The following is an 11,401-nucleotide window of genomic DNA, read 5'->3' on the forward strand; positions in this document are numbered from 1 at the left end:
AACAAACGATCTTTTTGCTGTTTCTTTAGACCGTCAGGAACGCAGAAATGAAGGCACAAAATGGCCTTTGAGCCGCGTTAACCGAATGGCTAAAACGCTTGATTTAACGGAGACGATGTATGTTATTAAGCTTCGCAGACCTTAAAAACGAGTTTACCCGCGTACTCTTAGCCCGCGGCGTTGCCGCTGAAACCGCCGATGCCTGCGCCGAAATGTTCGCCAGCACAACCGAATCCGGTGTCTATTCTCACGGCGTAAACCGTTTTCCTCGCTTCATCCAACAGCTCGAAAATGGCGACATCATTCCGGATGCCCAGCCAAAACGTATCACCACGCTTGGAGCCATTGAGCAGTGGGATGCCCAGCGTTCAATCGGCAACCTGACGGCGAAAAAGATGATGGATCGCGCCATTTCTCTCGCGTCCGATCACGGTATTGGTCTGGTTGCTGTGCGGAATGCCAACCACTGGATGCGCGGCGGCAGCTACGGCTGGCAGGCTGCAGAGAAGGGCTACATTGGCATCTGCTGGACGAACTCCATCGCCGTCATGCCGCCGTGGGGGGCAAAAGAGTGCCGTATCGGCACCAACCCATTGATTGTGGCGGTGCCTTCAAACCCTATCACCATGATCGACATGTCGATGTCGATGTTCTCTTACGGCATGCTGGAAGTGAATCGCCTGGCGGGCCGTCAGTTACCGGTAGACGGTGGTTTTGATGATGAAGGCCAGCTCACCAAAGAGCCCGGCGTGATTGAGAAAAACCGTCGCATTCTGCCAATGGGTTACTGGAAAGGCTCCGGTTTATCTATCGTGCTGGATATGATTGCCACCCTGCTCTCCGATGGCGCTTCGGTTGCCGAAGTGACCGAAGACAACAGCGATGAGTACGGCATTTCGCAAATCTTCATGGCGATCGAAGTCGATAAGCTTATTGATGGCGCGAGTCGGGACGAAAAACTGCAGCGCATTATGGATTACGTCACCACGGCAGAGCGCGCAGATGAAAAGATGGCCGTCCGCCTTCCAGGCCACGAATTTACCCGACTGTTGGCAGAAAATCGCCGCAACGGTATCACCGTTGACGACAGCGTATGGGCCAAAATTCAGGCGCTGTAGGAGATGAATCATGATATTTGGCCATGTTTCACAACCGAATCCCTGCCCGCTACCGGCAGCGATTGAAAAAGCGCTCAACTTCCTGCGTACCACCGATTTCCATCAATGCGAACCGGGCGTGATTGAAATAGAAGGACGGAATATTTTTGCTCAGATAATCGATATGACGACCCGGCCCGTAGAGGAAAATTATCCAGAAGTTCACCGTCGCTATCTTGATATTCAATTTTTAGCCTGGGGTGAAGAGAAAATAGGTATTGCCATTGATACCGGGAATAATGAAATTCGCGAATCATTGCTGGAACAACGAGACATTATTTTTTATCACCACAGTGAAAACGAATCATTTATTGAAATGGTTCCTGGCAGCTATGCCATGTTTTTCCCACAGGACGTTCACCGTCCAGGATGCAACAAGACAAAAACAACGCCAATTAGGAAGATTGTCGTAAAAGTGGCGCTGGCTGTATTGAATTAAAACGATATATTGTCAGGAGTAGCAAATGAAAACGAATAATACCGGTTATATTATCGGTGCGTATCCGTGTGCGCCCTCATTTCACCAACAAGGGGAGCAGCAGGAGAAAGAATTCTGGCGATTGCTTGCCGACACGCCAGATATTCGGGGCATTGAACAGCCGTGTCTTGAACATCTTCACCCTTACGGCGACGAGTGGCTGTTCCGCCATACGCCTGCTGAGTGGCAGATTGTCGTTACCGCCGTTATGGAGACGATGCGCCGTCGTGGCGGCGGTAACGGTGATTTTGGGCTGGCCTCCGCTGATGAACCGCAGCGTGTGGCGTGCGTGGACTACTATCGCCATCTGCTGAAAAAAATTAACCGTATTAATACGTCGCACCCTGGCAAAATTATCGCCCTCGAACTCCAGGCCGCGCCGCAAGCGGGCAATAGCAGCGTAGCGCAAGCCACTGGAGCGTTTGCGCGTTCAATCAAAGAAATCGCCTCCTGGGACTGGCCATGCAATCTGGTGCTGGAACACTGCGATGCCATGAATCAAAACGCACCGCGTAAGGGATTTTTACCCCTAGAGTCAGTGCTGGAGGCGTTGTCGGGATATGATATCAGCGTCTGCATCAACTGGGCGCGTTCCGCCATTGAAGGCCGTAATCCGGCGCTGCCGCTGGCCCATACGCTGGCCGCTCAGCGGGCGGGAAAACTCGGTGCGCTCATGTTTTCGGGCACCACGGAATGTGGCCCTTACGGAGAATGGCAAGATCTTCACGCCCCGTTTGCGCCGTTCTGTCCAGAGAGTCTATTAACAGCCGATCGCGCCCATGAATTATTCCAGGCCGCACCAGCCTCTACCTTACAATTTTCCGGCATTAAATTATTAGAAATTGATGCACAGGCAGATGTGCAGCATCGCATCGATATTTTGCGCGATGGCATTCGTGTTTTAAATAAAGCAGCTCATTAAAAAATAAAAACATCCTTTATTATTTAACAGAGAATATAAACATGAACACTTCCTCTCTACCATCTACACCTGTAGAAATACCACGCCAGCGCTGGTTAAGAATAATTCCACCGATTCTGATTGCCTGTATCATTTCTTATATGGACCGGGTAAATATTGCTTTTGCCATGCCGGGCGGTATGGATGCCGAATTGGGTATTTCCGCCACCATGGCAGGCCTTGCGGGCGGTATTTTCTTTATTGGTTATATGTTCCTGCAGGTTCCCGGCGGGAAAATCGCTGTTCATGGCAGCGGTAAAAAATTCATCGGCTGGTCGCTGGTCGCCTGGGCCGTCATTTCCGTGCTTACGGGCCTGATTACCAATCAATGGCAGCTGTTAGTGCTGCGTTTCTTACTGGGTGTCGCTGAAGGTGGCATGCTGCCGGTAGTGCTGACGATGATCTGTAACTGGTTCCCTGATGCAGAGCGCGGCCGCGCCAACGCGATAGTCATCATGTTTGTGCCGATTGCCGGGATCATCACCGCTCCCCTCTCCGGCTGGCTCATTACCGCTCTCGACTGGCGCTGGCTGTTTATTATCGAAGGCATGTTATCCGTTGTCGTGCTGGTGCTGTGGTCGCTGACCGTTTACGACCGCCCGCAGGAGGCACGCTGGATCAGTGACGCGGAGAAAAACTGGCTCGTCGAAACGCTAAAAGCCGAGCAGTTGGCGATTGCCGGAAAAGAGGTACGCAACGCCTCGCTCAAAGCCGTGCTGTCCGACAAAATCATGTGGCAACTGATCGCACTGAACTTCTTCTATCAAACCGGGATTTACGGCTACACCCTATGGCTGCCAACCATTCTGAAAGAGCTGACGCATTCCAGCATGGGCCAGGTCGGCATGCTCGCCATTCTCCCCTACGTCGGGGCGATTGCCGGGATGTTCCTCTTCTCCTGGCTCTCAGACAAAACGGGCAAGCGCAAAGTCTTTGTCTGCCTGCCACTCGCCGGATTTGCCCTTTGCATGTTCCTGTCGGTAGCCCTGAAAGACAACATCTGGCTCGCCTACACCGCGCTGGTTGGCTGTGGCTTCTTCCTGCAATCCGCCGCAGGCGTGTTCTGGACCATTCCAGCCAAGCTGTTTAGCGCTGAAATGGCAGGCGGTGCACGCGGCGTAATCAACGCCCTTGGCAACCTGGGCGGGTTCTGCGGCCCCTACGCCGTCGGCGTCTTAATCACCCTCTATAGCAAAGATGCTGGCGTGTATTGCCTCGCTATCTCTCTGGCACTGGCGGCGTTCATGGCGCTACTGCTACCGGCGAAATGCGATCTCGCCTCCGGCGCATCTACCGATCCCCACGTTCCTGCTCGTAAACGCATCGCGTAGGGGTATCCCCAGCCCGATAGCCACGGCTATCGGGCTGAAGAGAAAGTGTATTCCGGCAAATCCGGCAAAGCAGAGATAAAGAGATGAGTGAAAAAGAGACCTTCTGGTTGGGTATCGATTGTGGCGGTACTTATCTGAAAGCCGGTTTGTACAACAGCCAGGGTAAAGAACACTGCATTGAACGTCAGGCTTTACACACGCTTAGCCCACTCCCCGGCTACGCTGAACGCGATATGACCCAGCTATGGGATGTCTGCGCCAGCACCATCGCACGGTTGCTGCAGCGAAATCATATTCAGGGAAGCCAGATCAACGGGGTAGGCATCTCGGCGCAGGGCAAGGGGCTATTCTTGCTGGATAAGCAGGACAAGCCGCTCGGCCACGCCATCCTCTCCTCCGACCGCCGGGCGATGGCTATCGTCCAGCGCTGGCAGCAGGATGGCATCCCGGAAAAACTCTATCCGCTCACCCGCCAGACGTTATGGACCGGACACCCAGCCTCGCTGCTCCGCTGGCTAAAAGAAAATGCGCCTGAGCGTTACGCCCAAATTGGCTGCGTGATGATGGGCCACGACTACCTACGCTGGTGCCTCACCGGCGTCAAAAGTTGCGAAGAAAGCAATATCTCCGAATCCAATCTCTACAACATGAACGACGGAGACTATGACCCTCAGCTCACACATTGGCTGGGGATTAGCGACATTGACGCCGCACTACCGCCGATCGTGGGCTCTGCCGAAATTTGCGGGGAAATCACACCTCAGGCAGCCGCCATCACCGGTCTGGCAGCGGGTACGCCCGTTGTCGGCGGACTGTTTGATGTGGTTTCCACCGCACTCTGCGCAGGGTTAAAAGACGAGCGGACGCTCAATGCCGTCATGGGAACCTGGGCGGTCACCAGCGGGATTACGCACGGCCTGAAAAGCCACGAAAAACACCCCTACGTTTACGGACGCTATGTCCAGCACAACGAATTTATCGTCCACGAAGCGAGCCCTACCTCCTCCGGCAATCTGGAATGGCTCACCACACAATGGGGCGATATCTCTTTTGACGAGATTAATCAGGCCGTTGCCAGCCTGCCGAAAGCCAGCAGCAGCGTGTTCTTTCTGCCGTTTTTGTATGGCAGCAACGCCGGGATGGAGATGACCAGCGGTTTTTATGGCATGCAGGCGCTGCATACCCGGGCCCATCTTTTACAAGCGGTATACGAAGGCGTGGTCTTTTGCCACATGACGCATCTCAACCGTATGCGAGAACGCTTCACCGATGTCCACACGCTGCGCGTGACGGGCGGCCCGGCGCACTCTGAGGTCTGGATGCAAATGCTGGCAGACGTCAGTGGCCTGACCGTCGAGTTGCCGCAGGTCGAAGAGACCGGCTGCTTTGGCGCTGCCCTCGCCGCCCTCGTCGGCACCGGCATCTACCCCGATTTCCACACGGCACAACGTACGCTGACTCACGATATCCGCGTGATAACGCCTGATCCACAGGCGCATGCCGCCTACCAGCGCAAATACCGTGGCTACCAATTACTGATTGAATCACTTCAAGGCTTCCATAGCCGCATTAAGGAGTACTCCGCATGAATCGCCCACTACTGCAACTCGCTCTCGACCACAGCACGCTTCAGGCCGCTCAGAAAGATGTCGCCCTGCTATGCGACCACGTTGATATCGTCGAAGCAGGCACCATTCTGTGCCTGAATGAAGGGCTGCATGCCGTTCGTGCGCTGCGCCAGCAGTGCCCTGATAAGATTATCGTCGCCGACTGGAAAGTTGCCGACGCCGGAGAAACGCTGGCGCAGCAAGCCTTTGGCGCTGGCGCGAACTGGATGACCATCATCTGCGCCGCCCCGCTCGCCACGGTGGAAAAAGGCCACGCTGTCGCCCAGGCGCAAGGGGCAGAAATTCAGATGGAACTCTTCGGCAACTGGACGTTTGACGACGCCAGAGCCTGGCGCAGCATCGGCGTTCGCCAGGCAATTTACCACCGCGGGCGTGACGCCCAGGCCAGCGGTCAGCAGTGGGGAGAAGCCGATCTGGCACGCATGAAAACGCTCTCCGATATTGGCCTTGAGCTCTCCATTACCGGCGGCATCACCCCTGCCGATTTACCGCTCTTCAAAGAGATCAACGTGAAGGCTTTCATTGCCGGACGCGCGCTTGCGGGAGCAGCCGACCCTGTTCAGGTCGCCCGCGATTTCCATGAGCAGATTAATGCTATCTGGGGAGGTCAATAATGCGCACGCATCCGTTAGGCATTTATGAAAAAGCGCTGGCTAAAGACCTGAGCTGGCCAGAGCGCCTGGTGCTGGCAAAAAGCTGCGGCTTCGACTTTGTGGAAATGTCCGTGGACGAAACCGACGAGCGTTTATCGCGCCTTGAGTGGAGCACCACGCAGCGCGCCTCGCTGGTTGAAGCGATGCTGGAAACCGGGATTTCGATTCCGTCCATGTGCCTGTCGGCACACCGTCGTTTTCCTTTCGGCAGCCGTGATGAACAGGTCCGCGCCCGCGCCCGCGAAATTATGCAGAAAGCCATCAGACTTGCCCGTGACCTCGGTATTCGCACCATCCAGCTTGCGGGTTACGACGTCTATTACGAAGAGCATGACGACGGCACGCAGCAGCGCTTTGCCGAAGGTCTTGCCTGGGCCGTTGAGCAGGCTGCCGCGTCCCAGGTGATGCTGGCCGTCGAGATCATGGATACCGCCTTTATGAACTCCATCAGTAAGTGGAAAAAGTGGGACGAACTGCTCGCCTCACCGTGGTTCAGCGTCTATCCCGATGTCGGCAACCTCAGCGCCTGGGGTAACGACGTCCCGGCAGAGCTAGCGCTCGGCATCGATCGCATCGCCGCTATTCACCTGAAAGACACGCTAGCTGTCACCAAAGAGTGTCCGGGCCAGTTCCGTGACGTGCCGTTCGGCGAAGGCTGCGTCGACTTTGTCGGCATTTTTAACGAACTGAAAAAGCTGAACTACCGCGGCGCATTTCTTATTGAAATGTGGACCGAAAAATCCAAAGAACCGGTACTGGAGATTATCCAGGCCCGCCGCTGGATTGAAGCCCGTATGCAGGAAGGAGGATTCGTATGTTAGAACAACTCAAAGCCGAGGTGCTGGCGGCAAATCTGGCGCTTCCTAAACATCACCTGGTGACCTTTACCTGGGGTAACGTCAGCGCCGTCGATCGCGAACGCGGTCTGATGGTGATTAAACCTTCCGGCGTGGAATATGACGTGATGCAGGCGGAAGATATGGTTGTAGTCGACATCGCGACCGGACGCGTTATCGAAGGCAAGAAGAAACCGTCATCCGACACGCCTACGCATCTGGCGCTATATCGCCGCTACCCTGACATTGGCGGCATCGTGCATACCCATTCTCGCCACGCCACTATCTGGTCGCAGGCAGGACGAGATCTCCCGGCGTGGGGAACGACGCACGCGGACTATTTCTACGGTGCTATTCCCTGTACTCGCCTGATGACGCGTGACGAAATCAACGGTGAATATGAGTACCAGACCGGTGAAGTCATCATTGAGACGTTTGAAAAGCGCGACCTCGACCCGATGCAGCTTCCCGCCGTACTGGTGCATTCTCACGGTCCGTTTGCCTGGGGTAAAGATGCCGCCGATGCCGTACACAATGCGGTCGTGTTGGAAGAGTGCGCCTATATGGGGCTATTCTCCCGGCAATTAACGCCACAGTTACCCGACATGCAGCCAGAGCTGCTGGATAAACACTATCTGCGCAAGCACGGTGCCAAAGCCTACTACGGCCAGTAACGGCTAGTGCGAATTCACGTGTTCCTTACAGTACCGCCGCTTCCACGCGGCGGGCGTAAGCCCAGTATGCTTGCGGAAAATTTCCCGGAAATACCCGACATCGGCAAAACCGCACTGCTCGGCCACCTCCTTCAGTGAACGGGCATGATTACTCAACAGCTTCTCCGCCGCTCTCACCCGCTGGCGGTGTATGGCTTCAGTGATAGTGAGATGGAAAACGCGCCGATAAACGCGCCCCAGATAATCTGCATTGCAGTGCAGTTCACGCGCTAGCATGGAGGTCGACAGCGGGAGATGGTAGCGCGTATGAATCACCTGCTGCGCTTTCCATGCCAGTGCCGCACCGCCTTCATCCTTTGGCTCCGCCTGTTGAGCTGAGAGCGAAATATGCTGCAAAATTAGCAGCAAAATTAGCTCCAGCGACGCATTGCGCTGAATTTTTTCCTGCTCGTTTAGGAACTGGCGGAACAGCGACGTCAGGTACTGAGGGTCGTGTAGGGTAGTCTGCTGCGGGATAGCCAGCTGCGTTAACAACGGATGTGGCGGCACCGAAACGTTAACCTCGAAATGGAGCCAGTAGAATTTCAGATCCGCGGGAAAATCCTCGATGCCAACGTGTCGACGACCGGGCCACAGCAACAAACTATCACCCGCGGCAACGTGAAAAATACGATCCTCTTCCTGAATCGCTAACGTCCCTTTTTCAACAAACAACACCTCCCATGAGCGCAGTCTGCGGGCCGGATGCCGACCCACGCCCCGGGAGATAAAAAGCCCGCCGTTTTGTACCTTAATCGGAAGCGCTATGGATAGATTGAGCATAAATATTAATAATCCCGCTTGCTTGCTAAAAACAAACACTCTTTCTAATTGATTATTAACGATTAAAACCGTTTACGCCCGATCGTCTTCACACTTTTCCAATCAGGTCGGAATTACCCTCTTTTTATACTTCTTTACGACCTTGTTGCTCCCCGGTTTCCAGGCAAAATTAAACAGGTCATGACATTACAACAATATCCCTACTGAAGCAGACATCTCCACATTGCGAGGAGCACTCCATGACCGCTACACCTATTTCCACCAGCGAGGTCGTGCCGGGTTCACTGGACGATAAATTATCTGTCCGCGAAAAAATCGGCTATGGTCTCGGCGATGCAGGCGGTACCGTTATTACCTGCCTGATCATGAATTTCCTGACGTTCTTTTATACCGACGTCTTTGGCCTGACGCCTGCACTGGTCGGCACGCTATTCCTGGCACTTCGCGTTTTTGACGCGATTTCCGACCCGATTATGGGCGTGCTGGCCGACCGCACGCAGAGCCGCTGGGGGCGATTCCGCCCGTGGCAGATGTGGATTGCCATTCCAATTGCGATCGTTGGCGTGCTGACCTTTACCGTGCCCGATGCCAGCATGGGCGTAAAAATCGCCTGGGCCTTCGGTACCTATCTGCTGCTCTCCGTCAGCTACACCGCCATCAACGTGCCTTACTGTGCGCTCATCAACACCATGACCACACGCCACAGCGAGGTGATCTCCTGCCAGGCCTGGCGCTTTGTGCTGTGCGGCGTGGCAGGCTTTTTAGTCTCCGTTGGCTTACCGTGGCTGGTAAAAGCGTTGGGGCAAGGCAATACCGCGCAGGGATACCAATATGGCGTCGGCGTGCTGTGTGCCATTGCGGCGGTGATGTTCCTGTGCTGCTTCTTCTGGGTTCGCGAACGCGTATCGCTGGATATGATGGGCAAGTTCACCCTGCGTGAGCACATCGCCGGGCTGCGTAAAAACGACCAGCTTCTGCTGATGCTGCTGATGTCGTTCCTGCTGATTAACGTGTTCAATATCCGCGGCGGCGGCTACATGTATTTCATCACCTACGTGCTGGGCGGCTCGACGGGCTACACCTCGCTGTTCTTCACCATGGTGACGTTTGCCTCTATTTTCGGCTCGGTGGTTATCAACCTGCTATCGCGCCGCTTTGATACCGTCAAACTGTACTACTACACCAACCTGGTGCTGGCCGCGATCGCGGCGGGAATGTGGTTCTTGCCTACCGGCCCCGCCTACCAGACCCTATGGCTCGCCGTGATCCTCGGTAACGGCATTATTCTGGGCTTCACGCTGCCGCTGCATTTCTCCTTGATGGCCTTCTCCGACGACTACGGCGAGTGGAAAACCGGCGTTCGCTCTTCCGGCATGAACTTCGCCTTTAATCTGTTTTTCATCAAGCTCGCCTGGGCGTCCAGCGCAGGCATTATCAGCCTTGTCTTTATTTATGTGGCTTATCAGCCAGGTGCTGCAAACCAAACCGCCTCATCGCTGGCGGGGATCTCCTCGATGGAAACCCTGCTGCCGGCCCTGTTCCATCTGCTGCTGGCGTTCTCCATCCGCGCCTGCAAGCTCAATAATCCTATGATGGCGCGCATCGCTACCGATCTTCGCGCACGTCACGTTTCGTCCTGAGGAGTTTGTCATGTCCGTTATGGAAGTCGATTTACATACGTTGAAAGTGAATGATCCGTTCTTCGCCCAATATCAACAACTGGTGCGAGATGTGGTGATCCCCTATCAGTGGGATGCGCTGAATGACCGGATAGACGACGCTGAGCCGAGCCACGCGATAGAGAACTTCCGTATCGCCGCCGGGCTGCAGGAGGGAGAATTTTACGGCATGGTCTTCCAGGACAGCGACGTGGCGAAATGGCTGGAAGCCGTCGCCTGGTCGCTGTGCCAGAAGCCAGATGCTGAGCTGGAACGTACCGCCGATGAGGTTATCGAGCTGCTTGCCGCGGCCCAGTGTGAAGATGGCTATCTCAATACCTACTTCACGGCGAAGGCGCCAGGAGAGCGCTGGACCAATCTGGCCGAATGCCATGAGCTTTACTGCGCCGGGCATATGATTGAAGCGGGCGTGGCCTTCTTCCAGGCCACCGGCAAGCGCCGTCTGCTGGAGGTGGTATGTCGCCTGGCCGACCATATCCATCAGGTCTTCGGCACCGGTGAGCAACAGATCCACGGCTATCCAGGACATCCGGAGATTGAACTGGCGCTGATGCGTCTGTACGAAGTGACTCAGGAACCGCGTTACATGGCGCTGGTGAACTACTTCGTCGAAGAGCGCGGTAAACAGCCGCATTTCTATGATGATGAGTACGAAAAGCGCGGTAAAACCTCCTACTGGAATACCTACGGCCCGGCCTGGATGGTGAAAGACAAAGCTTATAGCCAGGCGCACCAACCGCTTGCCGAGCAGCAAACCGCCATCGGCCACGCGGTGCGTTTTGTCTACCTGATGACCGGCGTGGCGCACCTTGCCCGACTGAGCAACGATGAAAGTAAACGTCAGGACTGCCTGCGTCTTTGGAACAACATGGCACAGCGCCAACTGTACATTACCGGCGGTATCGGCTCACAGAGCAGCGGTGAGGCCTTCAGCAGTGACTACGACCTGCCGAACGATACGGTCTATGCTGAAAGCTGCGCTTCGATCGGCCTGATGATGTTTGCTCGCCGCATGCTGGAAATGGAAGGTGACAGCCAGTACGCCGACGTCATGGAACGTGCCCTGTACAACACGGTGCTCGGCGGCATGGCGCTGGACGGCAAGCACTTCTTCTACGTTAACCCGCTAGAAGTGCACCCGAAAACGCTGCAATTTAACCACATTTATGACCACGTGAAGCC

General features: G+C 55.2%; 11 protein-coding genes. 10 read left to right on the top strand and 1 reads right to left on the bottom strand.

All coding sequences use genetic code 11. The features are described from left to right. Positions 1 to 119: 119 nt before the first annotated feature. The 8 genes from yiaK to araD all read left to right on the top strand — a co-directional run bounded on the left by yiaK (position 120) and on the right by araD (position 7,718). On the top strand, positions 120 to 1,118 hold the full coding sequence (yiaK, locus tag GKAS_RS07680) for a 3-dehydro-L-gulonate 2-dehydrogenase (protein ID WP_035893133.1): 999 nt from the start codon (positions 120 to 122) through the stop codon (positions 1,116 to 1,118). 10 nt (positions 1,119 to 1,128) lie between these two features. Beyond that, positions 1,129 to 1,596, top strand: a complete 468-nt coding sequence (locus GKAS_RS07685) for a YhcH/YjgK/YiaL family protein (RefSeq protein WP_035893135.1) — start codon at positions 1,129 to 1,131, stop codon at positions 1,594 to 1,596. Positions 1,597 to 1,621: 25 nt separating this feature from the next. Then, complete coding sequence (locus GKAS_RS07690; RefSeq protein ID WP_035893136.1) at positions 1,622 to 2,557, top strand: DUF4862 family protein; 936 nt, start codon at positions 1,622 to 1,624, stop codon at positions 2,555 to 2,557. Positions 2,558 to 2,598: 41 nt separating this feature from the next. Continuing rightward, positions 2,599 to 3,927, top strand: a complete 1,329-nt coding sequence (locus tag GKAS_RS07695) for an MFS transporter (RefSeq protein ID WP_035893137.1) — start codon at positions 2,599 to 2,601, stop codon at positions 3,925 to 3,927. Positions 3,928 to 4,010: 83 nt separating this feature from the next. After that, positions 4,011 to 5,516, top strand: coding sequence for an FGGY-family carbohydrate kinase (locus GKAS_RS07700; protein WP_035893139.1), 1,506 nt, complete (start codon positions 4,011 to 4,013; stop codon positions 5,514 to 5,516). Further along, entirely contained in the window at positions 5,513 to 6,169 is a 657-nt protein-coding gene (ulaD, locus tag GKAS_RS07705) for a 3-keto-L-gulonate-6-phosphate decarboxylase UlaD (RefSeq protein WP_035893140.1), read from the top strand. Before GKAS_RS07700 ends, ulaD begins: the two co-directional genes overlap by 4 nt. Beyond that, positions 6,169 to 7,029: an L-ribulose-5-phosphate 3-epimerase gene (locus GKAS_RS07710; RefSeq protein WP_035893141.1), complete on the top strand. Its 861-nt coding sequence runs from the start codon at positions 6,169 to 6,171 to the stop codon at positions 7,027 to 7,029. Before ulaD ends, GKAS_RS07710 begins: the two co-directional genes overlap by 1 nt. Further along, positions 7,023 to 7,718, top strand: a complete 696-nt coding sequence (gene araD, locus GKAS_RS07715) for an L-ribulose-5-phosphate 4-epimerase (RefSeq protein WP_035893143.1) — start codon at positions 7,023 to 7,025, stop codon at positions 7,716 to 7,718. Before GKAS_RS07710 ends, araD begins: the two co-directional genes overlap by 7 nt. Before the next feature lie 3 nt (positions 7,719 to 7,721). On the opposite strand, the gene GKAS_RS07720 is transcribed toward araD, so the two are convergent. Next, positions 7,722 to 8,540: an AraC family transcriptional regulator gene (locus GKAS_RS07720; protein WP_035893145.1), complete on the bottom strand. Its 819-nt coding sequence runs from the start codon at positions 8,538 to 8,540 to the stop codon at positions 7,722 to 7,724. 239 nt (positions 8,541 to 8,779) lie between these two features. On the opposite strand from GKAS_RS07720, the gene GKAS_RS07725 reads away from it, so the two are divergent. Next, complete coding sequence (locus tag GKAS_RS07725) at positions 8,780 to 10,180, top strand: MFS transporter (RefSeq protein ID WP_035893146.1); 1,401 nt, start codon at positions 8,780 to 8,782, stop codon at positions 10,178 to 10,180. A gap of 10 nt (positions 10,181 to 10,190) precedes the next feature. Then, the coding region (locus GKAS_RS07730) for a glycoside hydrolase family 127 protein (protein ID WP_035893148.1) at positions 10,191 to 11,401 on the top strand (1,211 nt) is incomplete at its 3' end.

The sequence above is a fragment of the Kluyvera ascorbata ATCC 33433 genome (genome assembly GCF_000735365.1).
Taxonomy (GTDB): domain Bacteria; phylum Pseudomonadota; class Gammaproteobacteria; order Enterobacterales; family Enterobacteriaceae; genus Kluyvera; species Kluyvera ascorbata.

Bases quoted from the DNA above. Each gene is read 5' to 3' on its own strand.
- yiaK (WP_035893133.1), top strand. From the start codon at position 120: ATGTTATTAAGCTTCGCAGACCTTAAAAACGAGTTTACCCGCGTACTC.
- GKAS_RS07685 (WP_035893135.1), top strand. From the start codon at position 1,129: ATGATATTTGGCCATGTTTCACAACCGAATCCCTGCCCGCTACCGGCA.
- GKAS_RS07690 (WP_035893136.1), top strand. From the start codon at position 1,622: ATGAAAACGAATAATACCGGTTATATTATCGGTGCGTATCCGTGTGCG.
- GKAS_RS07695 (WP_035893137.1), top strand. From the start codon at position 2,599: ATGAACACTTCCTCTCTACCATCTACACCTGTAGAAATACCACGCCAG.
- GKAS_RS07700 (WP_035893139.1), top strand. From the start codon at position 4,011: ATGAGTGAAAAAGAGACCTTCTGGTTGGGTATCGATTGTGGCGGTACT.
- ulaD (WP_035893140.1), top strand. From the start codon at position 5,513: ATGAATCGCCCACTACTGCAACTCGCTCTCGACCACAGCACGCTTCAG.
- GKAS_RS07710 (WP_035893141.1), top strand. From the start codon at position 6,169: ATGCGCACGCATCCGTTAGGCATTTATGAAAAAGCGCTGGCTAAAGAC.
- araD (WP_035893143.1), top strand. From the start codon at position 7,023: ATGTTAGAACAACTCAAAGCCGAGGTGCTGGCGGCAAATCTGGCGCTT.
- GKAS_RS07720 (WP_035893145.1), bottom strand. From the start codon at position 8,540: ATGCTCAATCTATCCATAGCGCTTCCGATTAAGGTACAAAACGGCGGG.
- GKAS_RS07725 (WP_035893146.1), top strand. From the start codon at position 8,780: ATGACCGCTACACCTATTTCCACCAGCGAGGTCGTGCCGGGTTCACTG.